Raw genomic sequence first — 26,009 nt, forward strand, 5'->3', positions numbered from 1 at the left:
TTCGGCTGCGAAGCAGTCGTAAATTCACGCAGCTCGGTCTGTCAGAACGAATGCTGGGGGCCGCTTCGCAACCCAACGGGGGCAAGCCCCCTCGCCACAGGTCGTTGATCAATAACGCTGATACTTCGAACCGAACTCAGGGCGGTTTTCAGCGACGTAGAGTTTGCTCGCCTGGCTGTCTTTGTGATCAACACCGACGGTGTTCACGTTCAGTGTGGCCGGTTGGCTGACTTTGGCCGCGGCAACGACTGGCGAGGCGGAGTGTGGGGCGGCGATGGCGGAGGTAGCGCCAAGAACCGAAAGGGCGAAACCAAGACCGATGATGCTTTTCATGAGGGTGCTCCAGAGCGTGGGGAGAAGATGGGCCCACTGTAGTGCTGGAGCGTCGCGATAAAAAAACACCCTGACGCATAGTTGTTATCGAGAGCGTTGATCCATTGTCAGCGGGGTGTGTTGTCGCTGAGCCAGCGCTGCTTGAGTTGTTCCAGACGCCCATCGCGGTTCATCTCGTCGAGCGCCTGTTGCCAGCGCGCGACCTGGCGCGCATCGGTTTGCGGGGAAAACGCGATGTAGGTGCCTTGCTTCATCAGCGGCATCTGATAATGCAACTGGCTGGGCGCCAAGCCTTCTTCCCGGGCCAGGGTGGCGATGGAGAGGGTGTCGGCCACCACAAATTCGATGCGCCCCAGTCGTGCCAGACGCATCATTTGTTCGGGCGTTTCCACGCCGTACAGATTGTTCAGACCCTGCTTGCGCAAGTAGTCGTAAGCCAGCCATTTTCGCGGGACGGCGATACGGCCCTGGGTGCTGGCGTCCTGCAAACAGTGCACCGGTTGCTGGGTGTTCGCGGAATACAGCGCTGTTTCCACGTCCATCAGCGGACCGACCCACTGGTACTGGCTCTCGCGCTCGGCGGTGCGCAACACGGTAAACACCCCGGTGGCAGGCTCGGTCGTGGCAACGCGCAGGGCGCGCAGCAAAGGGACTTGTTGCAAGTGCACCTGGTCGCCGGTGCGTTCGGCCAGGGCCTGCACCACATCCACGCCAAACCCCACCAGTTGATTACCTTGCTGAAAATGCAGGGGCGGATGGTTGTCGGTGAGCAGGTTCAGATCCGCCGCGACCGCTGTAAAAGTCAGGAAAGACAACAGGCAACCGGCAATGCGCTTCATGAATCGTCCTTGATGAAGTGAAGCGCAAATCTTAGACGGGCGTGCTCCAACTGTCCCGAGGAATTGTCGGGGCTTTTGCGTCAGATCTCAGGACTTATGGGGATTGGCGAGCTCAGCAAAAAGCCCGGGCAATCAATACCGCTGATACTTCGAACCAAACTCGGCGCGGTTTTCCGCGACAACCACACCACCGCGCAGGGCGTTGCTTGGGTTGATAGAGGCCACACGTTCGCGCAGTTCTTGCAGACGGTCGGCACCGCCTTCGGCCACGCGATTCTCGATCAGACGATCGGAACCGCCTTCCACCAGCAGTTGTTGAACCTGGCCAGGGGACGCCGCATTGCCGGTGTGGGCCGACGCCAGGCTCGACAGGCCGAGACCACCAATCAGTGCCAGACCGAGTGCCAGGGACGAGACTTGCGAGAAGTTGAACATGGGTGATTCTCCGTGCGTTTAGTTTGAGTGGGTCGGTAGCTGCTGCTATCCGGTGATCACAGTTAAACGCTCGGGTGTATCGGTGATGTGTGCTCGAACAAGCCGAAATCGGTGTCTGCGTATCTGTCGCAGGTTCTTATACAGACGGATACAAAACCTTATGAAAAACGCTCCTCAGGTTCTGCCGGGGGAGAGCTTCATGATTCTGCACCGAGCAATTCCACCGGGTAGGAGAACACGTAGCCTTCGCTGCGCACGGTTTTGATGTAGGTCGAGTCCCGTGAGTCATCCATCAATCGCTGGCGCAGACGGCTCACCAGCAAATCAATCGAGCGGTCGAACAGGTCGGCGTCGCGACCCTGGGTCAGGTTGAGCAACTGGTCACGGCTGAGCACCCGTTGCGGGTGATCGAGGAACACCCGCAGCAGACGGTATTCGGCACCACTGAGGGCCACCATCGTGCCGTCTTCGTCGAGCAAGTGCCGGGCGGTGGTGTCCAGGCGCCAGCGGCCGAAACCCAGCAATCGGCCGGTTTCGGTGATCAACAGGTTGGGCGGCAGCATCCGGGTGCGGCGCAACACGGCGTTGATCCGCGCCAGCAGTTCGCGGGCGGCGAAGGGTTTGGTCAGGTAATCGTCGGCGCCCATTTCCAGGCCGAGGATGCGATCGGTTTCGTCGTTGCGTGCGGTGAGCATCAGGATCGGCGTGGCTTTGTGTTTGCCCGAGCGCAATTCGCGGCACAGCAGCAGGCCGTCATCGCCGGGCATCATGATGTCCAGCACGATCAGGTCCACCTGATTGGCTTCCAGAAAGCTGCGCATCTGCCGGCCATCGGCGACGACGGTGGTACGCAGGCCGTTCTTTTTCAGGTAATTGCCGACCAACTCGCGAATCTCCCGGTCGTCGTCGACGATCAGGATGTGGTTCACATGTTCCATCGCTCAAGCCTCTTGTTGTTCGCTTTGTATCGCACTGTATCGGGTGCCCCCGCAGACACCTTACGCCTTATTAATTCCGGTTTTACGACACATGGCAGATACCTCGGGCCGATTAAATGGGTTCCATCGAGACAAGACGACTTACCTCACAACCACCGCCCATTGCAACCCTGAGGAAATCACCATGAACTGGAACACACTGATTGCCGCCAGCTTCTTCGCGGTCCTGAACGTTGCAGCGTTTTCGGCGCATGCCGATGTTCAAGCGCCGTCGCAGACAACTTCTCACGGCACCCACCTGGATATCAAGAAAGTGGTTTCGGTCGTCGACAACGGCGGCGGCAATTGCGGCATTGTCGATGCCCGCCTGACCTACCTCGATTCCAGCGGCACGCAGAAAGTCCTCGATTACAGCAAATTCGCAGAGTGCGGCAATCAGGGCGGCTGATCCTTCCACTACGCTCATCGCTGTCGAAACCGACGAACGCGCAGTCTGCTCATCAACCCGCGATGGCGGACTCACGTCGTCCAGAACACCAGGTCAATGACTTCCAGGGAAATCACCATGAAGATGAATGTGTTGAGCAAAAAAAACGACTCACGTCGTCGTTTCTTTGGCCCATCGGTCCTCGCTTTCGCGCTGATGCAGTTAGGTGCCCTTGGTGCTGCCAATGCGCAAATCGCGACGCCAGAGCCAGTGGTGGCCAGCGCTGGCACCCTCAAGGCGGACTCGTTCGGCCCTCTGAAGCATGTCAACGCCGGGTTGCTGAATGTGGCTTACGCCGAAGTCGGCCCCGCCGATGGTCCGGTGGTGATTCTTCTGCACGGCTGGCCCTACGACATTCACAGCTATAGCGAAGTGGCGCCCTTGTTGGCGGCCAAGGGTTACCGGGTGCTGATCCCGTATGCTCGGGGCTACGGCGACACGCATTTCCTGTCCGACAAGACTGTTCGCAACGGTCAGCCCGCCGCGTTGGCCAGTGATGTCATCGACTTTATGGATGCACTCAAGATCAAGAAGGCCGTGCTCGGTGGCTACGACTGGGGCGCGCGCTCGGCGGACATCGTTTCGGCGCTCTGGCCGGAGCGGGTGGAGGCGCTGGTCTCGGTGAGCGGCTACCTCATCGGCAATCAGGCCGCCGGCAAGAATCCGTTGCCGCCCAAGGCCGAGCTGCAATGGTGGTACCAGTTCTACTTCGCCACGGAGCGCGGCCAGGCCGGATACGAAAAAAATCGCCACGACTTCGCCAAGTTGATCTGGGAGCTGGCCTCCCCGAAATGGACTTTCGACGACGCGACTTTCGACCGCAGCGCGGTGGCCCTGGACAACCCCGATCATGTGGCTATTACGATCTTCAACTATCGCTGGCGGTTGGGCATGATTCAGGGCGAACCTCAATATGAAGCGCTGGAGCAGCGGCTGGCCAAGGCCCCGGTCATTACGGTGCCGACCATCACCATGGAAGGTGACGCCAACGGGGCGCCACATCCGGCTGCCGAGGATTATGCCAAGCGCTTCACCGGCAAATATGAGTACCGACTCATTAGCGGGGGTATCGGCCACAACTTGCCGCAGGAAGATCCGCAGGCCTTTGCCAAGGCAGTGATCGACGCGGATCACCTATAAACCACTGTGGGAGCGAGCCTGCTCGCGAATGGCGGAGTGTCAGTCAACATCATGGTTGAATGACACACAGCTATCGCGAGCAGGCTCGCTCCCACAGGGTTGTTTGATGGTGCCTGTTACGCAACCACTTGATAACACGGCACATACGCCGCGCCGCCGGGCAGTTTCATCCGGTGCTGGGCGACGAAGGCCTTGAGCAGTTGATCCAGCGGTTGCATCACCGCCGCGTCGCCACGGATCTGGTATGGCCCGTGCTCTTCGATCAGGCGGATGCCCTTGTCCTTGACGTTGCCGGCGACGATACCGGAGAACGCGCGGCGCAGGTTGGCGGCCAGTTCGTGGGCCGGCAGGTTGCGGCTCAGTTTCAGGTTGGCCATGTTTTCGTGGGTCGGATCGAACGGGCGCTGGAAGCCTTCGTCGATCTTCAGCAGCCAGTTGAAATGGAACGCGTCATTGCGTTCGCGGCGGAACTGTTTGACCGCCTTGAGGCCTTGAGTCATTTGACGCGCGACTTCAGCCGGGTCGTCGATGATGATCTCGTAGTGTTGCTTCGCGGCTTCACCCAGCGTAGCTCCGACAAACGCGTCCAGTTGCTCCAGATACGGTGCGGCATGTCTCGGTCCCGTGAGAACCACGGGGAAGGGCAGGCCGGCGTTGTCCGGGTGCATCAGGATGCCGAGCAGGTACAGGAACTCTTCGGCCGTGCCGGCGCCGCCCGGAAAAATGATGATGCCGTGGCCGACGCGGACGAAGGCTTCCAGACGTTTTTCGATGTCCGGCAGGATCACCAGTTCGTTGACGATCGGGTTCGGCGCTTCGGCGGCGATGATGCCCGGCTCGGTCAATCCGAGGTAGCGGCCGCCGTGGATACGCTGCTTGGCGTGGGCGATGGTCGCGCCTTTCATCGGGCCTTTCATCACGCCGGGACCGCAACCGGTGCAGATGTCGAGGCTGCGCAGGCCCAGTTCGTGGCCGACTTTCTTGGTGTATTTGTATTCTTCGGTGTTGATCGAGTGGCCGCCCCAGCACACCACGATCTTCGGCTCGACGCCGGGGCGCAGGGTGCGGGCGTTGCGCAGCAGGTGGAACACGTAGTCGCTGATGCCTTGGGAGGTGCTCAGGTCGATGCGTTGGGCGTCGAGTTCGTTTTCGGTGTAGACGATGTCGCGCAGGGCGCTGAAGAGCATTTCCCGGGTGCTGGCGATCATTTCGCCATCGACGAAGGCGTCGGCCGGGGCGTTCAGCAGTTCCAGGCGTACGCCGCGGTCCTGCTGGTGAATGCGGATTTCGAAGTCCTTGTAGGCTTCAAGGATGGTTTTGGCGTTATCGACATGGGCGCCGGTATTGAGAATGGCCAGGGCGCACTGGCGGAACAAGGTGTAGGTGCTGCCGGATCCGGCTTCGCTCAGTTGCTGTACTTCACGTTGAGAAAGGGTTTCCAGGCTGCCTTTTGGGCTGACCGAGGCGTTGATTACTTGTCGTTGGGTCATTCAATGATCCTTAAAACGATGCCATTTCATACAGACAAATGGCATCCGAATAGTATGTATCCATGAAAGAAGATGGCACGAACTGCGCTGTATCGCCATTTCCCCGTTTGACGATGAAAAGATGAAAAGGAGCCTCAGCATAGCTAAATCCCCTGCAGAGGCGATAATGCCCCGCAGCCTTTTTACCCATGCCCTCAAGGAACCCCGTCGCGATGTTCGAAATCCAGCCGCAGAACCCCGAACGCTATCGAAGCCAGACGCGACGCAGCACGATAATCATAGCCTTGATTTTCCTGGCCCTGGCGATGGTGTTGTCCACCACGGCAGTGGCGCTGTTCGGTGAACCCGGTGGCGACAATCTGCGATTTAACGTCGGCGGCGTGTTCGTGGCCGTGCTGCTGATGGCAGCGCTGATGCGCGGCATGTTCTGGACCCAGCCGTGGATGGCCCCGGCGGTTTACGGCTGGCAGCTCAAGCGCAGCCTGATGAGCATCACCAACGTCATGCACCAGGTGACGGCGGCGGTGGAGAAGGAGGATCCGACGGCCATGAAGTTGCTGCGTTTCTACCATCTGGGGTTGAGCCAGATGCACGAGCTGGACGGCAACTCCAGCGATCACAGCCAATTGACCCGCGAGATGGATCAGCACAAGGCGCGATTGGAAGCGCTGGGCATCGAGACTCATCAGACACAATTGAATCCCGCCTGGATCGAGGCCGTGAAGCAGACGTCTCGGTAAGCCATTTCAGCCGCAATGCAAACCTTGTAGCAGCTGGCGAAGCCTGCGTTCGGCTGCGCAGCAGTCGTAAACCCTGAGTACCCGGTGGGTCTGAGGCACCGCATTGTCTGACTTTACGACTGCTGCGCAGCCGAACGCAGGCTTCGCCAGCTGCTACGGATCGCGGCTTTAGGGCGAACCGATGGTGAGAATAGTTCTCGCGCAATTCACCTATCGGGTGTTTGATAAGGCATAGTCGCCTGGCACCAGGCAGCACATACCCGTCAGGGGTCATAAAAAGGGCGATCGGGAAGATTCGCCCTGTGATCAGTATTCAGGGAGCGTCATGGGTCATCCGTCCGTCAACAATCGAATTGAACAATCCCGCCATGACGTGCCTTGGGTCGCCGAGCAAGCCGGGGTAACCCTCAAGGTTCGCTCTGCGGTGATTCTGCTGGTCGCGGTGTGCCTGTCCATGACGGCTATCGTGATTTGGGAATCCTGGAATTCGCGCCAGTACCATCTGCACGACAAAGAAGTGGCGATGTCCAACCTTGCCCAGACCCTGGCCTCGCAAGCGCAGGCGTCGATCAAGCAAGCCGATACGTTGCTGTTGACCCTGGTGGATCGCCTCGAAATCGACGGCATTGACCAGGCCCGGGTACCCCGATTGGAGCGTTTGCTCAGTGCCCAGCGCAGTGAGCTGAGTCAGATCCATGGCTTGTTTATCTATGACGAAGATGGGCGCTGGATTGCCAATTCCAACGGCGCCGTCCTCCCCAATGCCAACAATTCCGACCGAGAGTATTTCATTTTTCATCGTGATCATCCCGATCGAGGGCCTCACATTGGCCCGTCGATCAAGAGCCGTTCGAGCGGTGAATGGGTCATGACGGTGTCCCGCCGAATCAATCATCCGGATGGCAGCTTTGCCGGCGTGGCGCTGGCAAGCATCTATCTCAGCCACTTCCTTGCGCTCTACGACAGCATCGACATGGGCCGTAACGGCGTGATCAATCTGATCGCCGACGACGCCAGCATCGTCGTTCGCCGACCGTTCAAAGAAACTGAAGTCGGCATCAGCGTCGCCAAGGGGCCGCTGTTCACGCAGCTATTGCCCAAGGGCAATTCAGGCACGGCAACAGTCCCGTCGTATGTGGACGGGGTCGAGCGGGTGGTCGGATTTCGCAGGGTCGACGGTTATCCGCTGATCATCTTTGCGGCGCTGAATAAAGATGAAGTCCTGGCCGCCTGGCGCAAGGAGGTACTGCTGAGTGCCGGGATCGTCTCGTTATTCCTGGGGTTTCTGGGCGTCCTCGGTTATCGCCTCATTCGCCTCATGAAGCAGCAGAATCACGTGCAGGGCGTATTGCTGGATGCGCAGGAAAAACTCATCGAGGTCAACCGCAGCCTTGAGTTGCTCGCGCTGGAGGACGCACTGACCGGGCTGTCCAACCGGCGTCAGTTCGATCTGTTCATCCTCGCCGAAATGGGCCGCGCCAGGCGTAACCAGACCCACCTCGCGCTGCTGATGATCGATGTCGATCACTTCAAGAGCTTCAATGATCTTTACGGCCATGTGGCCGGTGATGAGTGTTTGCGCAACATCAGCACGATCATCAGGGACAACATCAAGCGCCCCGGCGACCTGGCTGCCCGCTATGGCGGCGAAGAGTTTGCGGTAGTACTGCCCGGGACCGACTACGTGGGAGCGTTTATGGTGGCGGAAAAAATCCGTCGCGCGGTTCAACTGGCCGGCATCGAGCACAGAGAAGGGGCTGAAGGCACGGTGACAGTCAGCCTGGGGGTCGCCGCTTACGATCCGGTGTCACAATCCCAGCCCAGCGACCTGGTGGGGGCCGCCGACAAGGCGCTTTACGTGGCCAAGGCCAGCGGCCGGAACATGAGTGTCATTGCCAACTGACCTCAAATAAACCGGTCACTGCCCTGAACCAGTTTGGTGGACAGGTACGATTGCTTGAGTTTTTCCAGCCACCAGCCCAGGGCGCGGCCGTCGTGATCGCCACGCCAGCCGGCATACAAAATATTCGGCTCACGCGGATCGGCCATCTGTTTTTCAACCAGCGTGCCGTTTTTCAGTAACGAGCCGACCCGATGCTTCGGCAACCAACCCACGCCCAACCCGTCGCACTGGGCGAGGATCTTGGCGCGCATGGTCGGCACGGCGAGCACCGGTTGGCCGCCGGAGACGCCGTAGGTGCTGCCCTCGGTAATCCTGGACGAATCGGCCACGACAATCGCCCGGTGCTGCGCAACCATGGCGCGTGAAATCGGCTCTTGGGCCCTGGCCAGCGGATGCTTGGGCGACACCGCGAACACCCATTCCATTTCCCCCAGTTGCATCCAGCGCAAGGAAGGGATGGCCGGTGGTTCGTTGGTGGCACCGATGATCAAGTCCGCGCGGCCTTCACGCAGGGCTTCCCAAACACCTTTCAGTACTTCCTGAGTGATGCGCAACGGCACGCCGGACTCTAGCGCATCGAACTCGTGAATCACCGGGATCAACGCTTCGAATTCAAGCAACTCATCGGTGACGATCCATAGCCGGCTCTCCCAGCCATTGGCCACTTGCTGCACCCGCTGGGTCAGCCGCGAGACGTCTTGCATCAGTCGCGCTGCCTCGTTCACCAGCAATTCACCCGCCGGGGTCAACTGCAGGCGGTAGCGACGGCGGTCGAACAGCAAGGCGTCAAAGCGTTCCTCCAGTTGCCGCGCCGCGTAGGACACCGTCGAGGGCGCCTTGCCCAAGTGGGCCGCGGCCCGGGACAGGCTGCCGGTTTCCCGGATGGCTTCGAGCAGCGTGAGATCTTCAATCGACAACATGGGCGGAATCCTTGATCTTGGTGTCAGGTGGCCCGACGTAACTTCCACAGCCTGATCAATCTAAAGTAGACCAGCACGTTGATCGCCAGCACCACGCTGCCCAGTCCCAGCTGAATTGCCGGTGTCAGGCCCGCCGGGTAAATGACCGGCCACACGTAATGTTCGATGAAACCGCCGCTATAACCGGTTTGCCCGGCCGCGTCGCGCATGAGGTTTTCCCACTCGGTCAGCGGGCAGGTCAGGTGGAAGACTTCTACCGACACGCCCCACACAGCCGTGGGCAGGTGCCACCAGATCAGGGGGCGCCATTTGAGCACCAGCAGCCCGCCGAACAGCACGAACAGAATGAACAACAGATGAAACAGGACCAGCCCGTCGGCGGCGATTCGGTAAAGCATGTCGACTCCCTGACGCGTTATGCGAATGGCTCCATGGTACTCGGGCTGGTTGCTGGCGCTCTATCGATTGTTGCTGTTCAACGTCGCCAGCACTTCCTTCAGACGCACCGCCATGGTTTCGCTGCTGCGTTGCATGGGCGCGCGCAGTTCGTCGTCGATCAAGCCTTCAAGGGCCAGGGCGGTTTTCACCGGGGCGGGATTGGGCTCGATGAACAGGCTGTGAATCAGCGGCAGCAGTTGGAAGAATGTCGCTCGACCAGCCGCTAATTGGTTGTCGCGGATCTGTTGATACAGCGCCACGAACAGCTCCGGATGAACATGCGCCGAAGCGGCAATGGCGCCTTTGGCGCCCAGACACAAAGCGCTGAAGATCTGGTTATCTTCGCCGCACAGCACGTCGACCTTGCCACTGCCTAGCAGCGCCAGGGTGTTGGCCTGATTGCCGCCGCAATCCTTGATCGCGACGATTCGCTCATGGGCGACGATGTTGAGCAGGGTTGCCTGCTCGAACGCCACGCCGGTGCGGTAAGGGATGTCGTAAAGAATGAGCGGAACGCTGGAGGCATCGGCGACGGTTTGGTAAAACGCTTCGAGCCCCGCCTGGGACGGACGGATGTAATACGGCGGCGGTACCAGTAAACCGGCCAGCGGACGTTTCAGGATTTCGTTCTGAAATTGCAGCAGCTCGGTCATGTTGTTGCCGGCCAGGCCCATGACCACCCGTTCCGCCGGCACCTGCTCCAGCACCACATCGAGTACCGCCAGTTGCTCGTGTTTGCTCAGTGCCGCCGCTTCTGCCGTGGTGCCGCAGACCGCAACGCCATCGACGCCTTTTTCCAGCAGATGATTGACCAGCCGTCGCAAGCCGACGAAATCGATCGCACCGTTGCGAAACGGTGTAACGAGAGGGACCCAGATACCTTGAAACGATGACATGCACTTACTCCTGAAGGTTGACCGATTTCGTCACCGTCAGAAGCGTAGAAGGCAGAAAGCAAGGGGAGGGTGTCCGTCGCGCTCAATGTCCTGTCAGCTCATCTGACGGGACAGCGCGCCCCGGTCACATGAGCGACTGTTTCTTCGATTTGAGGGCGTGCGCAACGCAACCTTGCGCCTTGGCATTCAAGCCAATGACGACAGTGTTGAGGTTGAAGGTTGCGGACATACTTGCTTACACCCTGAATGAGGTGCTCAGTTTTAAAAGCCGGCGCGATTTTTGTCAATCGCGAAAATCAGCAAGCTCCGCACGCATTCTGCCGCTGTGCCTGGCGCGGACCAAGTGCGCAAGATTGTTCAAGCCTTCGGCCGCGACTGCTGGCACAGTCTGAGGTCTTTCCCTGGTTGTAGAGCGTTATGTCCAATTCACTCATGCCGCGCAGTGCCTTTCTTCGCGGCGCTGCGGCGATCATGCCGTTGTCCCTGGCCACCGCGCCCTGGGGGCTGCTGGCCGGCTCCATGGCCATCGAGGCCAATCTCACGCCCCTGCAAGGCCAGGGGTTATCGAGCATCGTGTTTGCCGGGGCGGCGCAACTGGTGGCGATCGGCATGCTCAAGGGCGGTGCCGGAATCTTTTCGATTCTGCTGACCACGCTGCTGCTGACCTCCCAGCATTTGCTCTACGGGATGAGCATGCGTTCGGTGATTTCGCCGTTACCGGGCCGCTGGCGTGTGGGGTTGGGCTTTTTGCTTACCGACGAACTGTTCGCCCTGACCAGTGCGCATGACAAACAACAGTTCAATCGCTGGTACGCGTTGGGTGTCGGCCTGACGTTTTACATCGCCTGGAACCTCTTCACCCTGGCGGGAATCGTGCTGGGCAGCAGTATTCCGGGGCTGGAACACCTGGGACTGGACTTCTCCATCGCGGCGACCTTTATCGCCCTGATCACCCCGGTGGTGCGGAACGTGCCGACCGTGGTGTGCGTGGCGGTGTCGTTGTTCTGCTCGGTGCTGTTCAGCTACTGGCAATGGGGCTCGGCGCTGGTGCTGTCAGGGTTGGCGGGCATGACCGCAGGTTTTATCTGCAACAAATTCTACGGTGGACGCACATGATGGTCTGGGCGGTGATTTTCGGCATGGGGCTATTGGTGTTCCTCAACCGCTATGTGTTTCTGGAGCCGCGGCTGCCCGTGCGCTTGAGCAGCAATGCGCGGCAGTTCCTGGGTTTTGCGGTGCCGGGCATGTTGACGGCAATCTGCGGGCCGATCGTGTTCATGCCGGACAAGCAGCTGAATCTGCAGTGGGACAACCCGTACCTGATCAGTTCGCTGGTGGCGGTGGGGCTGGTGCTTTACACCCGCAATACCTTGCTCAGTATGTTGTTGAGCATGGGGTTCTTCTTTTTGCTGCGTTGGTGGCTCTAAGTCGTTCCCGTCGAAATTGTTCTACGCTTAAAGGGGACCCCTACAGGAAGAGAGGTGAGCATGGCTAATGATCCAAAGCGTCCGGCCCCGGATGAAGAGGTGGATGACGAACCCACGGAAGAAGAGATTGAGCGGCAGAGGCGTTCGACGCCGGACTGGAAGCACCCCGACGACGGTAAAGAACTGTCAGACCGCGACCAGGAGCGTCCGCTGAAGCCTTGACCTCGCTGCATATACAAAAAAGCCCCGTTATCAAAACGGGGCTTTTCATTGGGCGATTATTATGGAATTTCATCAATCAATGCTGCGCCTTGATTTCTTGAATTGCCCACCGCTTTGTCCACCTTGTACCACTCGAAAACCTCGCTGACTTCGCCCTGCAACAGCGCCATCTGCTCCGTGCGTTCTTTGGGGGTGGCCGGCGGGTCAAGCCATTCCCGCGCCAGCGGCGCAGACAACACCACGGGGCGGCGGTCATGAATGTCGAGCATGCCGCCCGCGCTGTCGGCGGTGATGATCACAAAGCCGTCGTCGGCCCGCGGCTCATCACCCGCGCGGGGAAACTGTCCGATTGCCGCGCATAAAACCGGCGCCCGGTCCCGTCGGCGGATGAGCCACGGTTGCCTCGTCGAATCCCCGGCGTCGACCCATTCGAACCAGTTGTCGATTGGCACTATCGCGCGGTGCGGCCAGATCGACCGGAAGAACGGGCCATGGGCGACTTTTTCGACCCGTGCATTGATCGGTGCCGCCCGGTTTTTCGCCCAGTGCGGCCGCCATCCCCAGCGCTGAAAATCGGCGTGCAGCCCGTTGCTTTCCAGATGCAGGAGGGCGAGTTGCGTGGTGGGCGCTGCGTTGTAGCGGGCCAGCGGTTCATCACCGACGTGGTTGATCAACGCGTCGGGGATGCTCAGCACCGCGACAAAATCGTGAATGCCACGGTACTGCGACAGGCGTCCGCACATAGGTTGATTCTCTGATTGAAGCGCGCTGACTGGAGATTTCAGCTTAGTTGCTCAGATCACATGGGCGCGCTGCAACTCGGTCAACGACAAAGCCTTGAGGCGCGCGAGCAAAGGGTCGCGCCGGTCACGGGGATGGGCCAGTTGCACCGCGAGCTCCTGACGAATGCTGCCGGGACGATTGTCCATCACCAGCACCCGATCACTGAGGTACAGCGCTTCATCCACGTCGTGGGTCACCAGCAGCAGGGCGATGGCGTGACGTTCGGCCAGTTGCAGCAGCAAGTCCTGCAGTTTCATTCGGGTGAAGGCGTCCACCGCGCTGAAGGGTTCATCCAGCAACAGCACGTGCGGTCGCGAGTAGAGGCCGCGAGCGATCGCCACCCGCTGCGCCATGCCGCCCGACAGCGCTTTGGGCAGGGCTTGAGCAAAACCGCCGAGGCCGACTTCGTCGATCAGTTGCGCGACCCAGGCTTTGTCGTAATGGTTGTCGGCGCTGAAACCGATGTTCTGTTCGACTGTCAGCCATGGCATCAGTCGCGGCTCCTGGAACACGAAAGCGACTTCCCCGGCGTTGCTGCGCAGTTCGCCCTCGAAGTCCTTTTCCAGGCCGGCGATGATCCGCAGCAATGTGCTTTTTCCGCAGCCGCTGGGCCCCAGCAGGCTGATGGCTTCCCGCGGTTGCAATTGCAAATGGATATTCTTGAGCACGGTGGTGGCGGCGAAGGTTTTGCGCTCGACGCGAATGTCCAGCAGGTGGTTGGTCATGGCTCAATCCTCTGCGTTTTGGCCGTTGAAGGTGTCGCGCCAGGCGAGGAAACGCTTCTCCAGGCCAGCGAGGATGCCGTCGCTGAGTTTGCCCAGCAGCGCCAGCACGATGATTGCCGCCAGCACGATGTCGGGGCGTGAAGTCTCGCGGCCGTCGCTAAGCAGATACCCCAAACCTTTGGTCGCGGCGATCAGTTCGGCGGCGACCAAAAACATCCAGGCCAGGCTCATGCCGCTGCGCAACCCGGTGAACAGGCCGGGCAGGGCGGCGGGCAGCAGAATGCGGCGCACCAGTCGCGGCCGGCTGAAACCGTACATCTGCCCGACTTCCACCAGTTTGCGGTCGATGTCGCGGATCGCCGCGACGCCATTGAGGTACACCGGGAAGAAGGCGCCGATGGCGATCAGGACGATTTTCGAGGTCTCGTCGATGCCCAGCCACAGCAGTAACAGTGGCACCCAGGCCAGGCTCGGAATCGAGCGCAGGCCGGCGAATGTCGGCTCCAGCCAGGCTTCGGCTTCGCGGCTCAAACCGACCCACGCGGCGAATACCAAGGCCAGACCGGCGCCGATGGCGAACCCCAGCAGTACCCGCAACAGGCTGGCGCTGATGTGCTTCCACAGCGCGCCTTCGGCGAGGTCTCTCAAGGTTAGCGCGATCTCGCTGGGGGCCGGCATTTGGTAGGACGGCAACCAGCCAATGCGTACGACGAATTCCAGCACGAGGATGATCAGCACCGGTAGGGCGAGGGCCTTGAGGCGGAGTTTCCAGGCGTTGTTGAGGCGTCGGAGTGCGGGCAATGCCAGCGGGGCGGACAGGTGTTTGCTTTTGCTGGTCATTGGGTTCTCCGGTCACGACGAATCAAGATCAAGAGATCGCAGCCTCGTTTCACTCGACAGCTCCTACACGAGCCACGGTTTCTTTGAAGCCGGTGTCGATCAGTTGGTCGATCACTTGATCGACATTCACCCCACGACGAACCAGTTCTTCGGAAACCAGAATCGGTGCGGCAGCCTTGGAGGCGATCACGTCCTTGGCGGTCAATTGCGGGCTGCTCAGGTCGGTGCGCGACAATTGCAGCTTGGCCACTTCCAGCGGCAGGCCGGATTCGCCAGCGAGCAGCTTCGCCAGTTCCTCGGGATTTTTTACCGCCCACTCGCGAGCTTGCTCGTAGGCATTCAGTACGGTTTCGATGGTCTGCGGGTGTTCTTTGGCATAGCTGTCGGTGACGCTGATCACGCCGTAGCTGTTGAAGTTGGTGTTGCGATAGAGCAACCGCGAACCGGCCTGAACCTGGCTCGCGGCCATGTGCGGATCGAGTCCGGCCCAGGCGTCGACGTCACCTTTTTCCAGCGCGGTGCGACCGTCCGGGTGCTGCAAATGCACCAGTTCCACATCGTCTTTGCTCAAGCCTGCCTGTTGCAGGCTGCGCAGGGTAAACAGGTACGGATCGGTGCCCTTGGTGGCGGCGATTTTTTTGCCTTTCAGATCGGCCACGGTCTTGTAAGGCGAATCCTTGCGCACCACCAACGCCGTCCATTCGGCGCGGCTGTAGACGTAAACCGATTTGATCGGGCTGCCATTGGCACGGCTCAGCACGGCGGCGAGGCTGGCGGAGGAGGCGAAGTCGACGCCGCCGCTGTTGAGGTATTCCAGCGAGCGGTTGCTGCCCTGGCTCAGCACCCAGCTGACCTTGGTCTGTGGCAGGGCTTTTTCCAGAAAACCGAAGTGTTTGAGCACCAGGCTCACGGGCGAGTAATAGGCGTAATCCAGATGCACTTCGGCCGGTGGCGCTTCAGCGGCCTGGGCAAGCGGTTGCAGGCTCAGCGCCAGGGCGCAGGCGATGAGCAGAGACCTGACGTGGGGAAAACGGAAGGTGGTTTTCATGGGACAGCTCCGGGCAAGGCGGCGAGATTCTTATTTCCAAAAAATCATTTTTTATAAATGCTTCCTGCATAAAAGGAATATTGCAGGCTCTGTGCCATGTTTTACGTGACGAGTGTTTTCAAGGTCTTGGCGCTGAAGCGGCGGCAGAGAAATGTTCAAGGGAAAACAGTCTGTTTAGTCGCTGTTGCTGGGCAAACACTGTTCGCTGCTGGTCATGAGCTTATGCATTAATCGAATTTTAAAAGCTTCTGGTAAGAGCGTTATGGTCTATCGCAATAACCCTCAAGGAGCCCCCGATGAACCTGTCCCGATTCGTGCGCAGTCTGCTGACCAGCGCACTGTTCGCCGCACCGCTGGCTTACGCCGCCGAGCCCGTCGTCCTGCACGTCGGTGATCAGAACTACTACAACGTTCGCGCTTCGGTGGAGGCGTCTGGCGTACTGAAAGACGCGCCATATACCGTCGACTGGAAGCACTTCCAGGCCGCTGCGCCGCTGGCCGAAGCGCTGAACACCGGCGCACTGGATCTGGGTTTTCTCGGCGATTCGGGTTTTCTGTTCCTCGCCGCCAAGCAGGCGCCGGTGAAACTGATCGGCGTGTCGCGGCAGAACCCCGACACCATCGCCTTGCTGGTGCCCAAGGATTCGCCGGTCAAAACCATCGCCGACCTGAAGGGTAAGAAAGTCGCTTATTGGCCCGGTGCCTGGAGCCAGCAACTGACCCTGCGCGCCCTGGAAAAAGCCGACCTGCCGGAAGACTATGTCGACTTCATCAAACTGATGCCGATCGATGCTGCCGCCGCGTTGCCTCAGGGCAGCATCGACGCGTTCCCGGTCTGGGAACCTTACATCTCCCAGCAGATTCTGTTCTCCGGCGCCCGGCCGATCCTCACCGCCAAGAACCTGATGCCCGGCCTGAGCGCCATCGCCGCCTCGACACCTTCGATCGACAGCAAGCGCGAAGCCATTGCCGACTTTCTGGTGCGCCTGAAAAAGGCCCGGGCCTGGGTCGACAACCACACCGACGAGTACGCCGATCTCTGGGCGAAGAAAGCCAACCTTGACCAGAACGTCTCGCGTCATTGGTTGCGCCAGGCCCACATGACCGTCGGCCCGGTGGATGCGCAGGCGGCAAAGGATCTGCAAAGCACCGCGGACTTCCTGTTCAAGGTAAAAGCGCTGCCGGCTGCGTTGGCGACTGCGCCGATTATCGACAGCTCGTTTCAGCAGGCGTTTGCCCAGTAACCCACGATGCCGGGCAGCACTGGAACCAAACACTGTGTACCCTTATCCAACCTCGGCCTGTAGCGACCTGCGGGCCGACGAAGGGATAAATGGGCAAAACATGAAACAGCTGTTCAAGGTTCTATCTGCACTCATCATCGCCACCGGGCTGGTTGGGTGCATCGCTTCTCCCATCGAAATGACGCCGCAGACCGAACAGCGTCTGAGCGCGCAACCGCCGATCCGTTTTCTGCTGACCTTCGACGACGGTCCCAGCGCTTCGAGTTTCTGGAATCCGACGATGACGGTGCTCGACAGTCTGGCCACAAACCCGGTGCAGCCGAACCTCAAAGCGGTGTTTTTCGTGCAGACCCGCGCATCACGAGCGGGCGGCAGTGAAATAGGGCGCCAGGTCATGCATCGCGAACAGGCCGAAGGTCAGATCCTGGGCTTTCACACGGCCACGCCCGGGCACACCAATCATCGCTCCCTGGATCCGCAAGAACTGGAACAATCTCTCACCAACGGCAGCGCCGACATCGCCGCAATCACCGGTGCGCCACCGACCCTGGTGCGCCCGCCATTCTGGAACTATGACAAACGGGTCTTCGCCGCCTATCAGCAGCACGGCATGCATGTATTGCTCACCGATCTGAGCGCCAATGACGGCAAGATCTGGGGTTTCAACGCCAGCCCCCGGCGGCGGGCCCACTTCTTGCGCACAATGTCCGAAGTGCGCGAGCGCATCGCCCTTGGAGAGTTGCCGGTGGTGGACGGGGTGATTCCGGTGGTGGTGACCTTCCACGACCTCAATCGCTATACCGCCCGGCATACTCGCGAGTACCTGCAAATTCTCCTCGACAGCGCACAGGCTACCGGTGTGAAAACCGCAGAAAAGCCGTTTTACGACGACACGGCAGCGCTGCAACGGGCCGCCATGGCGCGTACTGTTCGCGACGGTTCAGAGGCGGTTAAATTGCCGGGGATCTGGAACTGGATCTGGAATGGGGATTCCCACTGAAAGATCGCTCCCATGACACCCCTGAAAAAGCATTGAAAGCCGTTTAATTGGCGTCAGTTTTGCATCGTTACGCGTTTTTCGACCCCGATTCACCCTTTTTCCAACCGCTCGGCGGGAAAGCACCGAATAAGTCGCTTCTGGCGTTTCTTTTTTATGGATCCAACTATGCTGGTGACGGCTCTCTACTGGCACTGCGCCATGTCAGAGCCTTTCCGGCATCCCCCATTAAAAGAATTTTGCTGATTATCAGGTGACTAACCATGGCGGCTTTAACCTTATCGAACAGCTTCAGTTTTCTGGCGGATCAGGATTGGGAATGGAGCGTCACCAACACTACCAGTACCTCGCTGACAATCACTGACGGGGTTCATACACAAGTATTTACGGGTAACTTCACATACCCCTCCCCAGGCGTCGTCGCCGGTACCGTGACCGGCAGCACCTACAGCGAAGACGGGGTCCCCATCTACACCCTCACCGGAATCTCCAAGAGTGCGGCACAGCTGGCCGAGTTTGCACTAACGCCGGGCGATACCCAGGCAACCTATGCCTATATCTTGAGTGGCAATGACACCATCACCGGCAGTTCGGGCAATGACACCCTGTTGGGCTATGCCGGCAATGACCTGCTCGATGGCGGGGCAGGCGCCGACACGCTTGATGGTGGCGCTGGCAACGACACTTATATTGTCGATAACCTGGGCGATGTCGTCAGTGAAACCGGCGAGGGTGCAGCGGGGGGGATCGATACCGTCAAGTCGTCGGTCACTATCCGGCTCGGGGACAACATTGAAAACCTGATTTTTACCGGCACCGACAAGGTCAAGGCCAAGGGCAATGCCCTTGATAACCTGATGATCGGCAATACTGCCAATAACTTTTTTGACGGCTTCGGCGGCGCGGATACCTATCAGGGCGGCGTGGGTGACGATGGCTATGTCATCGAGTTGACCGACGACAACAAAGTGGTCGACGTCATTATCGAGAAAGCCGGCGAAGGTTACGATTTTGTCGAGATCTGGGGTGGGGACGCTAGCCTGGGAACTGTCAACATCACCATGGCCGCGAACCTTGAAGAGGCCGATGCCAGTTTCAGCAACAGTGGTGCTCTGATAAACATCACGGGTAACGCACTGGCCAACAACATCATCGGTAACGACGCAGCCAATACCCTGGATGGTGGCGCTGGCGCCGACATTCTGAGCGGAGGGGCAGGTGACGACACCTATATCGTCGACAGCATCGCCGATGTGATCAACGAAGGGGTCGATCAAGGGACCGATACCGTCAAGGTCGCCATCCCGACGGCCGGCGGTACCTACATCTTGGGTGACAACCTTGAGAACGCCACGCTTATCAATACCGTTGCGTTCAACCTCACCGGTAACTCGCTCAGTAACGTGCTGATCGGTAATGCCGCCGCCAACGTGCTGGACGGCGCTGCCGGCGCTGACACCTTGCAAGGGGGGCTGGGCAACGACACCTACATCGTCGATGCGGATGACACGGTGGTCGAAGGCCTGAACGGCGGGATCGACCTGGTCAAGTCGGACCAGACCTACACGCTGGGCGCCAACGTCGAAAACCTCACGCTCACCGGCACTGGCAACATCAATGGCAAGGGTAATGGACTGGCCAACCTCATCACCGGTAACGACGGCAACAATAAACTCGACGGTGTGGGGGGCGTGGATACGCTGATCGGCGGCGAGGGCAATGACCAGTATGTCGTCGACCTGACCGCCACCAACCTGCTGGAGGACAAGGTGATCGAGATCGCCGGTGAGGGCATCGATACCCTGACGCTGGCCAGTTCGTTTGCTAACGCCACGGTCACTACCCTGGTCCTGGACGCCAACCTGGAAAACGTCGATGCCCGGGATACCGGCACGCTGTCGCTGAACCTCACTGGCAACGCCTCGGCCAACCTCATCCTGGGCAATGCCGGCAAAAACACCCTCAATGGGGGACTTGGCGCCGATACCTTGATCGGCGACCTGGATGACGACACCTACGTCGTCGACAACGTCGGTGACACCGTCACCGAGAATGCCGACGCCGGGACCGACACCGTCAACGTGGCCATCGCCCTGGCGGGCGGCACCTACACCCTGGGCGAGAACCTGGAAAATGCCACGCTGACCAACACCGTGGCCTTCAACCTGACCGGCAACGAACTGGTCAACACCCTGACCGGTAACGCGGCGGCCAACCGTATCGACGGCGGCGCCGGTGCCGATGTCATGAACGGGGGCGCGGGCAACGATACCTATGTGGTCGATACCGTCGGTGAAACCATCATCGACAGTGCCGGCATCGATACGGTCGAATCCGCGGTGAGCTACACCCTGGGTGCGACGCTGGAAAACCTCACGCTGACCGGCAGTGCCGCCGTCAATGCCACGGGTAACGCGTTGGCCAACATTCTGGACGGCTCGCAAAACAGTGCGGCCAACGAGCTGACCGGGCTGGCCGGCAACGACACCTACATCGTCGGTGAGGATGACACGGTGGTCGAAGGCCTGAACGGCGGGATCGACCTGGTCAAGTCGGATCAGACCTACACGCTGGGCGCCAACGTCGAAAACCTCACGCTCACCGGCACTGGCAACATCGATGGCAAGGGTAATGGACTGGCCAACCTCATCACCGGTAACGACGGCAACAATAAACTCGACGGTGTGGGGGGCGTGGATACGCTGATCGGCGGCGAGGGCAATGACCAGTATGTCGTCGACCTGACCGCCACCAACCTGCTGGAGGACAAGGTGATCGAGATCGCCGGTGAGGGCATCGATACCCTGACGCTGGCCAGTTCGTTTGCTAACGCCACGGTCACTACCCTGGTCCTGGACGCCAACCTGGAAAACGTCGATGCCCGGGATACCGGCACGCTGTCGCTGAACCTCACTGGCAACGCCTCGGCCAACCTCATCCTGGGCAATGCCGGCAAAAACACCCTCAATGGGGGGCTTGGCGCCGATACCCTGATCGGCGACCTGGGTGACGACACCTACGTCGTCGACAACGTCGGTGACACCGTCACCGAGAATGCCGACGCCGGGACCGACACCGTCAACGTGGCCATCGCCCTGGCGGGCGGCACCTACACCCTGGGCGAGAACCTGGAAAATGCCACGCTGACCAACACCGTGGCCTTCAACCTGACCGGCAACGAACTGGTCAACACCCTGACCGGTAACGCGGCGGCCAACCGTATCGACGGCGGCGCCGGTGCCGATGTCATGAACGGGGGCGCGGGCAACGATACCTATGTGGTCGATACCGTCGGTGAAACCATCATCGACAGTGCCGGCATCGATACGGTCGAATCCGCGGTGAGCTACACCCTGGGTGCGACGCTGGAAAACCTCACGCTGACCGGCAGTGCCGCCGTCAATGCCACCGGTAACGCGTTGGCCAACATTCTGGACGGCTCGCAAAACAGTGCGGCCAACGAGCTGACCGGCCTGGCCGGCAACGACACCTACATCGTCGGTGAGGATGACACGGTGGTCGAAGGCCTGAACGGCGGGATCGACCTGGTCAAGTCGGACCAGACCTACACGCTGGGCGCCAACGTCGAAAACCTCACGCTCACCGGCACTGGCAACATCAATGCTACGGGCAATGTCCTGAACAACACATTGATCGGCAACGCCGGCAACAACCAGCTTTACGGTGGCCTGGGTGTCGACATCCTCAAGGGCGGCACGGGCGATGACCTGTATCTGGTTGATTTGAATGCCACGAACCAGTTGGAAGATACCCTGACCGAGAACGCCAGCGAGGGGGTCGATACCGTCCGCTTGCAGGGCGGCGCGGTACTGGCGTCTTCGAGCTTGCTGACCCTGGGCGCCAATCTGGAAAACCTCGACGCCAGCTTGACCGGCACCAAGCTGCTCAACCTCACGGGTAACGCGCTGAACAACGAACTGATCGGCAATGGCGCGAACAACACCCTCGACGGCGGTGCCGGCAACGATACGCTCAACGGCGGTGCGGGCAACGACACACTCAATGGTGGGATTGGCAGCGACATCCTGATCGGTGGGCTGGGTGACGATATCTACACGGTCGACAACCTGGGCGACAGCGTGACGGAAAACGCTGCTGAGGGTACCGACCTGGTCAGGGTAGCCATAGCCACCGCAGGGGGGACCTACAACCTGAGCGCCAACGTGGAGTATGCAACGCTAGTCAACACCGTAGCGTTCGACCTGACCGGTAATGACCTGAACAACACCTTGACGGGTAACGCGGCGAACAACCGTATCGACGGTGGAGCGGGGGCCGACCACATGATCGGTGGCGCCGGTAACGACACCTATATCGTCGACAATATCGGTGACGGAATTGTTGACAGCGCCGGGGTGGATACCGTCCTGTCCAGCATCAGTTACGACCTGAATGAGAACGGCGTCGAGAACCTCACGCTGACCGGCACAGCTGACATCGATGCTGATGGCAACAAGCTGGCCAACATCCTGACCGGTAACAGCGGCAACAACAAACTCGATGGCTTGGAGGGCGTCGATACGTTGGTGGGGGGAGCTGGCAACGATCAGTACAATGTCGATCTGACCAGCACGAATGCGTTGCAGGACAAACTGGTCGAAGTGGCCAGCGAGGGCAACGACACCGTTGTGGTTTTTGGGGGTGTCGCGGGTCTCAACGTGGCCACCATCACCCTGGGGGCAAACCTGGAAAACCTCGACCTCAGCAATACCGAAGCTAACGTCAAGCTCAATCTGCTCGGCAACGCTCTGGACAACGTGCTGACGGGCAATACGTCGCAGAACGTGTTCACCGGGGGATTGGGTAGCGACACGTTCACGTTCACCAATCTGGGCCAGTTGGGCCTGACCAGTGCAAACTGGGACGTCGTCACCGATTTCACATCGGGTACCGATCATATTGATCTGACGGGGTTGGGCACCTTCCAACTGCTCGACAGTAATACGGCCTTTACGGATGCCGGGCAATTGAAACTGAGCGATGGTGTGCTGTATGGGACGACCAATATCGGAGCTGACGCAGATTTCGCCATCAAGCTCACCGGGGTTGCCACTTTGACGCAGTCCGACTTCGTCTGAGTTGCAGCGCCATGATCCGGGGCGAGCCTTCAGTGCTTGCCCCGGATCGCTTTATTCCGCTCGACAGTGCACAGGCTACCGGTGTGAAAACCGCAGAAAAACCGTACCGTTCGCGACAGTTCACAGCCGGTTACGTTACCGGGGCTCTGGAATTGGATCTGGGATGGGGATTCTCACTGAAAGGTCGCCAAAGTGAGAAACAGCTAACACTTATTTTCAGCATTGGCGGGCGCAGGATCGGGAAAGCGCATCTATGCTGAGAAAGTTGGATCCGATTACCTGCCACGGAGGCGCCAGTCATGGTTTCAGTTCCTGAGCTTTGCCGCATTGTTGAGTCCGGTTTTCAGCCGCGTTCCTGTGCCTGCACGGTGAATCCGGACGGAACGTTACGGATCAAAGTCTACGAACCTGCCACCGGGCGAATTCTTTTGTTGATCACCAGAGTATCGCCAGCACGGCTGACCACCGTTCGCGATATCTCCAACCTGATTGGCGAGTTGCGCATCGAGATGCGCGCCGGTCGTCGGGCGTTTGCCGGCTGAAGTGGATCTATGTAGCAGCTGGCATTCGGGTCATGCCCGCGGTTGCAGCTCATCAATTATCTGCAAGCAATGATTCAACCCCGGCGATACGTCGCCCACGCGCCTGCTGAGAATGATCGGCGAGGTCGCGTTGTCTTCCAGCAGCGGCGTGAAACCAATGTCGTCGCGGTGCAACAATTGCACCGAGGCCGGCACCAGGGTGACCCCGATTCCCGCTCCCACCAGACCGATGGCTGTTTGCAGCTCGTTGGTCCATTGCGCCACGTGGATGCTCACGCCATAGGATTCGAATAACGCAATCACATGGTCGGCGTAGCTGGGACGCGGGTTGCCGGGGTACAGCACGAAGGGTTCTTTCGCCAGTTCGCGAAGGCTGATCGGCCCGGCCAGTAATGGGTGACCGGCGGGCAGGGCGGCGACCAGTCGGTCTTCGGTCAACACAGTCTGGATGATCGCCGGGTCGTCGATGCGAATTCGGCCGAAGCCGATATCGATGCGCCCGGCCTTGAGCGCCTGCACCTGTTGCAGCGTGGTCATTTCCGAAAGCCCCAGTTCAAGCTCCAGGGGCTCGCCGCTGCGCAAACGGCGAATCAGTTCCGGCAGCACGCCGTAGAGCGTCGATGGGGCAAAACCGATGCCCAGCCAGGTCTTCTCGCCCAGACCGATCCGTCGCGTGTTGTCGCACACCTTGCCCAGTTGCTCGAGCAGGGCGGTGGAGTGCTCATGGAAAAAACGCCCGGCATCGGTCAGCTTCAGCGGCCGCCCGCGTTCCAGCAACAACACCCCGAGCTCGTCCTCCAGCTGCTGCATCTGCCGGCTCAGGGGCGGTTGGGCAATATGCAGAAGCTCGGCGGCACGGGTGAAATTGAGGGTTTGAGCCAACACCTGAAAATACCGCAGGTGACGCAGTTCCATGGAGCCTCCAGACGCAAGTCAGTTGCATACCTTAAAGGTATCAAGTCAGACCAATTCTATATTGGCTTCCCGAAAAAAGCCGTACCAGAATCGGTTCCAGAACTTTAAGAACCTGACGGGTATCGACATGCTTGCAACAGCCATTGAATCGATCGAGACGATCATCGTCGATCTGCCGACCATCCGCCCGCACAAGCTGGCGATGCACACCATGCAGAACCAGACCCTGGTGATCATTCGCGTGCGCTGCGCCGACGGCATTGAAGGTATTGGCGAATCCACCACTATCGGTGGCCTGGCCTACGGCAACGAAAGCCCTGACAGCATCAAGACCAACATCGACCGACACTTCGCGCCGCTGCTGCTGGGCCAGGACAGTGCCAACGTGAACGCCGCGATGTTGCGCCTGGAGCGCAGCATCCGTGGCAACACCTTCGCTAAATCAGGTATCGAAACCGCCTTGCTCGACGCTCAGGGCAAACGCCTTGGGCTGCCGGTCAGCGAACTGCTGGGCGGCCGCGTTCGCGATGCCCTGCCAGTGGCGTGGACCCTGGCCAGTGGCGACACCGACAAGGACATCGCCGAAGCGGAAAAAATGCTCGACCTGCGCCGCCATCGGATCTTCAAACTGAAAATCGGTGCTGGTGAGGTCAATCGCGACCTGGCCCACGTCATTGCGATCAAGAAAGCCCTGGGTGATCGTGCCAGCGTGCGGGTCGATGTCAATCAGGCCTGGGATGAAGCGGTCGCGCTGCGCGCCTGCCGGATCCTGGGAACCAACGGCATCGACCTGATCGAACAGCCGATCTCGCGCAACAACCGCGCCGGCATGGCGCGCCTGAATGCCATGAGCCCGGCGCCGATCATGGCCGACGAATCCATCGAGTGCGTGGAAGATGCCTTCAACCTGGCCCGTGAAGGCGCGGCCTCGGTGTTTGCCTTGAAGATCGCCAAGAACGGCGGCCCGCGCGCCGTACTGCGAACCGCTGCGATTGCCGAAGCGGCCGGTATCGGCCTGTATGGCGGCACCATGCTCGAAGGTGGCATCGGCACCCTGGCCTCGGCGCATGCCTTTGTCACGCTGAACAAGCTGGCGTGGGACACCGAGCTGTTCGGCCCATTGCTGCTGACTGAAGACATTCTCAGCGAACCGCTGGTCTATCGCGATTTTGAGTTGCACGTGCCGAAAACACCGGGGCTGGGCCTGAGCCTCGATGAAGAACGTCTGGCGTTCTTCCGTCGTGACAAAACGTCTACTGCCATTCATCAAGCCTGAGGAGAGCATTATGCTGTTCCACGTAAAAATGACCGTGAACCTGCCGGTCGATATGAATCCCGAAGCTGCCGCGAAGCTGAAGGCTGACGAAAAAGCCCTGGCCCAGCGCCTGCAAGAGCAAGGCAAGTGGCGTCACCTGTGGCGCATCGCCGGACACTATGCCAATTACAGCGTTTTCGACGTCGACAGCGTGCAGGAACTGCACGACCTGCTCATGCAATTGCCGCTGTTTCCGTACATGGCGATCGAGGTCGACGCGATGTGCCGGCATCCTTCTTCCATCCGCGAGGATGACCGCTGAACCCAGCCTGTTCAGTTCGCTACGCTAATAA

The 26,009-nt window shown here is 59.8% G+C and carries 26 protein-coding genes and 1 pseudogene; 14 read left to right on the forward strand and 13 right to left on the reverse strand.

Annotation, left to right across the window (positions count from 1 at the left end):
* Positions 1-108: 108 nt before the first annotated feature.
* The 4 genes from KGB23_RS19125 to KGB23_RS19140 form a co-directional block, all read right to left on the reverse strand.
* Positions 109-333 (reverse strand): hypothetical protein, encoded by a 225-nt coding sequence (locus KGB23_RS19125; RefSeq protein WP_223432181.1) that lies wholly within the window; start codon positions 331-333, stop codon positions 109-111.
* Between the two features lie 107 nt (positions 334-440).
* Positions 441-1,172, reverse strand: a complete 732-nt coding sequence (locus KGB23_RS19130; protein ID WP_223432182.1) for a substrate-binding periplasmic protein — start codon at positions 1,170-1,172, stop codon at positions 441-443.
* Positions 1,173-1,304: 132 nt separating this feature from the next.
* Entirely contained in the window at positions 1,305-1,607 is a 303-nt protein-coding gene (locus KGB23_RS19135; protein WP_223432183.1) for a phage infection protein, read from the reverse strand.
* Between the two features lie 197 nt (positions 1,608-1,804).
* Positions 1,805-2,545: a response regulator gene (locus tag KGB23_RS19140; protein ID WP_008151724.1), complete on the reverse strand. Its 741-nt coding sequence runs from the start codon at positions 2,543-2,545 to the stop codon at positions 1,805-1,807.
* A 184-nt stretch (positions 2,546-2,729) separates the two neighbouring features.
* Here KGB23_RS19140 and KGB23_RS19145 point away from each other — a divergent pair, with 184 nt between their 5' ends.
* The gene (locus KGB23_RS19145) at positions 2,730-2,993 is read left to right on the forward strand and encodes a DUF2790 domain-containing protein (RefSeq protein ID WP_223432184.1); all 264 of its coding nucleotides are present in this window, start codon (positions 2,730-2,732) and stop codon (positions 2,991-2,993) included.
* A gap of 117 nt (positions 2,994-3,110) precedes the next feature.
* Entirely contained in the window at positions 3,111-4,172 is a 1,062-nt protein-coding gene (locus KGB23_RS19150; RefSeq protein ID WP_223432185.1) for an alpha/beta fold hydrolase, read from the forward strand.
* A 116-nt stretch (positions 4,173-4,288) separates the two neighbouring features.
* On the opposite strand, the gene ppnN is transcribed toward KGB23_RS19150, so the two are convergent.
* The gene (ppnN, locus tag KGB23_RS19155; protein ID WP_134099533.1) at positions 4,289-5,662 is read right to left on the reverse strand and encodes a nucleotide 5'-monophosphate nucleosidase PpnN; all 1,374 of its coding nucleotides are present in this window, start codon (positions 5,660-5,662) and stop codon (positions 4,289-4,291) included.
* A 212-nt stretch (positions 5,663-5,874) separates the two neighbouring features.
* On the opposite strand from ppnN, the gene KGB23_RS19160 reads away from it, so the two are divergent.
* Entirely contained in the window at positions 5,875-6,402 is a 528-nt protein-coding gene (locus tag KGB23_RS19160) for a DUF3087 domain-containing protein (protein ID WP_223432186.1), read from the forward strand.
* A gap of 325 nt (positions 6,403-6,727) precedes the next feature.
* Positions 6,728-8,305, forward strand: a complete 1,578-nt coding sequence (locus KGB23_RS19165) for a sensor domain-containing diguanylate cyclase (RefSeq protein ID WP_223432187.1) — start codon at positions 6,728-6,730, stop codon at positions 8,303-8,305.
* A 2-nt stretch (positions 8,306-8,307) separates the two neighbouring features.
* Here the strand turns inward: KGB23_RS19165 and KGB23_RS19170 are convergent, their stop codons facing one another.
* The 3 genes from KGB23_RS19170 to dapA are packed head-to-tail and all read right to left on the reverse strand — an operon-like array spanning position 8,308 to position 10,559.
* Positions 8,308-9,225, reverse strand: coding sequence for a LysR family transcriptional regulator (locus tag KGB23_RS19170; RefSeq protein ID WP_223432188.1), 918 nt, complete (start codon positions 9,223-9,225; stop codon positions 8,308-8,310).
* A gap of 23 nt (positions 9,226-9,248) precedes the next feature.
* Positions 9,249-9,623, reverse strand: coding sequence for a DUF2784 domain-containing protein (locus KGB23_RS19175; RefSeq protein WP_223432189.1), 375 nt, complete (start codon positions 9,621-9,623; stop codon positions 9,249-9,251).
* Between the two features lie 60 nt (positions 9,624-9,683).
* On the reverse strand, positions 9,684-10,559 hold the full coding sequence (gene dapA, locus KGB23_RS19180) for a 4-hydroxy-tetrahydrodipicolinate synthase (RefSeq protein WP_223432190.1): 876 nt from the start codon (positions 10,557-10,559) through the stop codon (positions 9,684-9,686).
* Between the two features lie 417 nt (positions 10,560-10,976).
* Here dapA and KGB23_RS19185 point away from each other — a divergent pair, with 417 nt between their 5' ends.
* Genes KGB23_RS19185 through KGB23_RS19195 form a run of 3 tightly spaced genes read left to right on the forward strand, consistent with a single transcriptional unit; the run spans position 10,977 to position 12,208 of the window.
* Entirely contained in the window at positions 10,977-11,675 is a 699-nt protein-coding gene (locus KGB23_RS19185) for an AzlC family ABC transporter permease (RefSeq protein ID WP_008157336.1), read from the forward strand.
* The gene (locus tag KGB23_RS19190) at positions 11,675-11,986 is read left to right on the forward strand and encodes an AzlD domain-containing protein (RefSeq protein ID WP_165353329.1); all 312 of its coding nucleotides are present in this window, start codon (positions 11,675-11,677) and stop codon (positions 11,984-11,986) included. The genes KGB23_RS19185 and KGB23_RS19190 overlap by 1 nt, the downstream gene beginning before the upstream one ends.
* A 60-nt stretch (positions 11,987-12,046) precedes the next feature.
* Positions 12,047-12,208 (forward strand): hypothetical protein, encoded by a 162-nt coding sequence (locus tag KGB23_RS19195; protein ID WP_223432191.1) that lies wholly within the window; start codon positions 12,047-12,049, stop codon positions 12,206-12,208.
* A gap of 59 nt (positions 12,209-12,267) precedes the next feature.
* Here the strand turns inward: KGB23_RS19195 and KGB23_RS19200 are convergent, their stop codons facing one another.
* The 4 genes from KGB23_RS19200 to KGB23_RS19215 are packed head-to-tail and all read right to left on the reverse strand — an operon-like array spanning position 12,268 to position 15,604.
* On the reverse strand, positions 12,268-12,951 hold the full coding sequence (locus KGB23_RS19200; RefSeq protein WP_223432192.1) for an SOS response-associated peptidase: 684 nt from the start codon (positions 12,949-12,951) through the stop codon (positions 12,268-12,270).
* A gap of 51 nt (positions 12,952-13,002) precedes the next feature.
* On the reverse strand, positions 13,003-13,716 hold the full coding sequence (locus tag KGB23_RS19205; protein ID WP_223432193.1) for an ABC transporter ATP-binding protein: 714 nt from the start codon (positions 13,714-13,716) through the stop codon (positions 13,003-13,005).
* A 3-nt stretch (positions 13,717-13,719) separates the two neighbouring features.
* On the reverse strand, positions 13,720-14,556 hold the full coding sequence (locus KGB23_RS19210) for an ABC transporter permease (protein WP_223432194.1): 837 nt from the start codon (positions 14,554-14,556) through the stop codon (positions 13,720-13,722).
* 49 nt (positions 14,557-14,605) lie between these two features.
* Positions 14,606-15,604: an aliphatic sulfonate ABC transporter substrate-binding protein gene (locus tag KGB23_RS19215; RefSeq protein WP_223432195.1), complete on the reverse strand. Its 999-nt coding sequence runs from the start codon at positions 15,602-15,604 to the stop codon at positions 14,606-14,608.
* A gap of 296 nt (positions 15,605-15,900) precedes the next feature.
* Between KGB23_RS19215 and KGB23_RS19220 the strand changes: the two genes are divergently transcribed.
* The 5 genes and pseudogenes from KGB23_RS19220 (at position 15,901) to KGB23_RS19235 (ending at position 23,486) form a co-directional block, all read left to right on the forward strand.
* Complete coding sequence (locus tag KGB23_RS19220) at positions 15,901-16,848, forward strand: ABC transporter substrate-binding protein (protein WP_008157325.1); 948 nt, start codon at positions 15,901-15,903, stop codon at positions 16,846-16,848.
* Between the two features lie 100 nt (positions 16,849-16,948).
* On the forward strand, positions 16,949-17,848 hold the full coding sequence (locus tag KGB23_RS19225; RefSeq protein ID WP_223432196.1) for a polysaccharide deacetylase family protein: 900 nt from the start codon (positions 16,949-16,951) through the stop codon (positions 17,846-17,848).
* Positions 17,849-18,108: 260 nt separating this feature from the next.
* Positions 18,109-22,944 carry a beta strand repeat-containing protein gene (locus KGB23_RS19230; protein ID WP_223432197.1) on the forward strand — a complete coding sequence of 1,612 codons (4,836 nt, stop codon included), beginning with the start codon at positions 18,109-18,111 and terminating at the stop codon, positions 22,942-22,944.
* A 53-nt stretch (positions 22,945-22,997) separates the two neighbouring features.
* Positions 22,998-23,124, forward strand: a pseudogene (locus tag KGB23_RS30250) (polysaccharide deacetylase family protein); the annotation flags it as partial.
* A gap of 119 nt (positions 23,125-23,243) precedes the next feature.
* The gene (locus KGB23_RS19235) at positions 23,244-23,486 is read left to right on the forward strand and encodes a DUF1652 domain-containing protein (RefSeq protein ID WP_046047441.1); all 243 of its coding nucleotides are present in this window, start codon (positions 23,244-23,246) and stop codon (positions 23,484-23,486) included.
* 30 nt (positions 23,487-23,516) lie between these two features.
* On the opposite strand, the gene KGB23_RS19240 is transcribed toward KGB23_RS19235, so the two are convergent.
* Complete coding sequence (locus tag KGB23_RS19240) at positions 23,517-24,401, reverse strand: LysR family transcriptional regulator (protein ID WP_223432198.1); 885 nt, start codon at positions 24,399-24,401, stop codon at positions 23,517-23,519.
* 127 nt (positions 24,402-24,528) lie between these two features.
* Between KGB23_RS19240 and KGB23_RS19245 the strand changes: the two genes are divergently transcribed.
* Positions 24,529-25,677: a muconate cycloisomerase family protein gene (locus tag KGB23_RS19245; protein WP_223432199.1), complete on the forward strand. Its 1,149-nt coding sequence runs from the start codon at positions 24,529-24,531 to the stop codon at positions 25,675-25,677.
* A 10-nt stretch (positions 25,678-25,687) separates the two neighbouring features.
* Entirely contained in the window at positions 25,688-25,978 is a 291-nt protein-coding gene (catC, locus tag KGB23_RS19250; protein WP_046047438.1) for a muconolactone Delta-isomerase, read from the forward strand.
* Positions 25,979-26,009: the final 31 nt, after the last annotated feature.

Source organism: Pseudomonas sp. GL-B-26, from assembly GCF_019947405.1.
Lineage (GTDB): Bacteria > Pseudomonadota > Gammaproteobacteria > Pseudomonadales > Pseudomonadaceae > Aquipseudomonas.

Excerpts from the sequence above, each read along its gene's own strand:
- KGB23_RS19215 (WP_223432195.1), bottom strand. The coding sequence starts at position 15,604 with ATGAAAACCACCTTCCGTTTTCCCCACGTCAGGTCTCTGCTCATCGCC.
- KGB23_RS19240 (WP_223432198.1), bottom strand. The coding sequence starts at position 24,401 with ATGGAACTGCGTCACCTGCGGTATTTTCAGGTGTTGGCTCAAACCCTC.
- KGB23_RS19235 (WP_046047441.1), top strand. The coding sequence starts at position 23,244 with ATGGTTTCAGTTCCTGAGCTTTGCCGCATTGTTGAGTCCGGTTTTCAG.
- KGB23_RS19130 (WP_223432182.1), bottom strand. The coding sequence starts at position 1,172 with ATGAAGCGCATTGCCGGTTGCCTGTTGTCTTTCCTGACTTTTACAGCG.
- KGB23_RS19225 (WP_223432196.1), top strand. The coding sequence starts at position 16,949 with ATGAAACAGCTGTTCAAGGTTCTATCTGCACTCATCATCGCCACCGGG.
- KGB23_RS19195 (WP_223432191.1), top strand. The coding sequence starts at position 12,047 with ATGGCTAATGATCCAAAGCGTCCGGCCCCGGATGAAGAGGTGGATGAC.
- KGB23_RS19150 (WP_223432185.1), top strand. The coding sequence starts at position 3,111 with ATGAAGATGAATGTGTTGAGCAAAAAAAACGACTCACGTCGTCGTTTC.
- KGB23_RS19175 (WP_223432189.1), bottom strand. The coding sequence starts at position 9,623 with ATGCTTTACCGAATCGCCGCCGACGGGCTGGTCCTGTTTCATCTGTTG.
- ppnN (WP_134099533.1), bottom strand. The coding sequence starts at position 5,662 with ATGACCCAACGACAAGTAATCAACGCCTCGGTCAGCCCAAAAGGCAGC.
- KGB23_RS19205 (WP_223432193.1), bottom strand. The coding sequence starts at position 13,716 with ATGACCAACCACCTGCTGGACATTCGCGTCGAGCGCAAAACCTTCGCC.
- KGB23_RS19210 (WP_223432194.1), bottom strand. The coding sequence starts at position 14,556 with ATGACCAGCAAAAGCAAACACCTGTCCGCCCCGCTGGCATTGCCCGCA.
- KGB23_RS19160 (WP_223432186.1), top strand. The coding sequence starts at position 5,875 with ATGTTCGAAATCCAGCCGCAGAACCCCGAACGCTATCGAAGCCAGACG.
- KGB23_RS19145 (WP_223432184.1), top strand. The coding sequence starts at position 2,730 with ATGAACTGGAACACACTGATTGCCGCCAGCTTCTTCGCGGTCCTGAAC.
- KGB23_RS19135 (WP_223432183.1), bottom strand. The coding sequence starts at position 1,607 with ATGTTCAACTTCTCGCAAGTCTCGTCCCTGGCACTCGGTCTGGCACTG.
- KGB23_RS19125 (WP_223432181.1), bottom strand. The coding sequence starts at position 333 with ATGAAAAGCATCATCGGTCTTGGTTTCGCCCTTTCGGTTCTTGGCGCT.
- dapA (WP_223432190.1), bottom strand. The coding sequence starts at position 10,559 with ATGTCATCGTTTCAAGGTATCTGGGTCCCTCTCGTTACACCGTTTCGC.
- KGB23_RS19190 (WP_165353329.1), top strand. The coding sequence starts at position 11,675 with ATGGTCTGGGCGGTGATTTTCGGCATGGGGCTATTGGTGTTCCTCAAC.
- KGB23_RS19230 (WP_223432197.1), top strand. The coding sequence starts at position 18,109 with ATGGCGGCTTTAACCTTATCGAACAGCTTCAGTTTTCTGGCGGATCAG.
- KGB23_RS19140 (WP_008151724.1), bottom strand. The coding sequence starts at position 2,545 with ATGGAACATGTGAACCACATCCTGATCGTCGACGACGACCGGGAGATT.
- KGB23_RS19170 (WP_223432188.1), bottom strand. The coding sequence starts at position 9,225 with ATGTTGTCGATTGAAGATCTCACGCTGCTCGAAGCCATCCGGGAAACC.
- catC (WP_046047438.1), top strand. The coding sequence starts at position 25,688 with ATGCTGTTCCACGTAAAAATGACCGTGAACCTGCCGGTCGATATGAAT.
- KGB23_RS19200 (WP_223432192.1), bottom strand. The coding sequence starts at position 12,951 with ATGTGCGGACGCCTGTCGCAGTACCGTGGCATTCACGATTTTGTCGCG.
- KGB23_RS19245 (WP_223432199.1), top strand. The coding sequence starts at position 24,529 with ATGCTTGCAACAGCCATTGAATCGATCGAGACGATCATCGTCGATCTG.
- KGB23_RS19165 (WP_223432187.1), top strand. The coding sequence starts at position 6,728 with ATGGGTCATCCGTCCGTCAACAATCGAATTGAACAATCCCGCCATGAC.
- KGB23_RS19185 (WP_008157336.1), top strand. The coding sequence starts at position 10,977 with ATGTCCAATTCACTCATGCCGCGCAGTGCCTTTCTTCGCGGCGCTGCG.
- KGB23_RS19220 (WP_008157325.1), top strand. The coding sequence starts at position 15,901 with ATGAACCTGTCCCGATTCGTGCGCAGTCTGCTGACCAGCGCACTGTTC.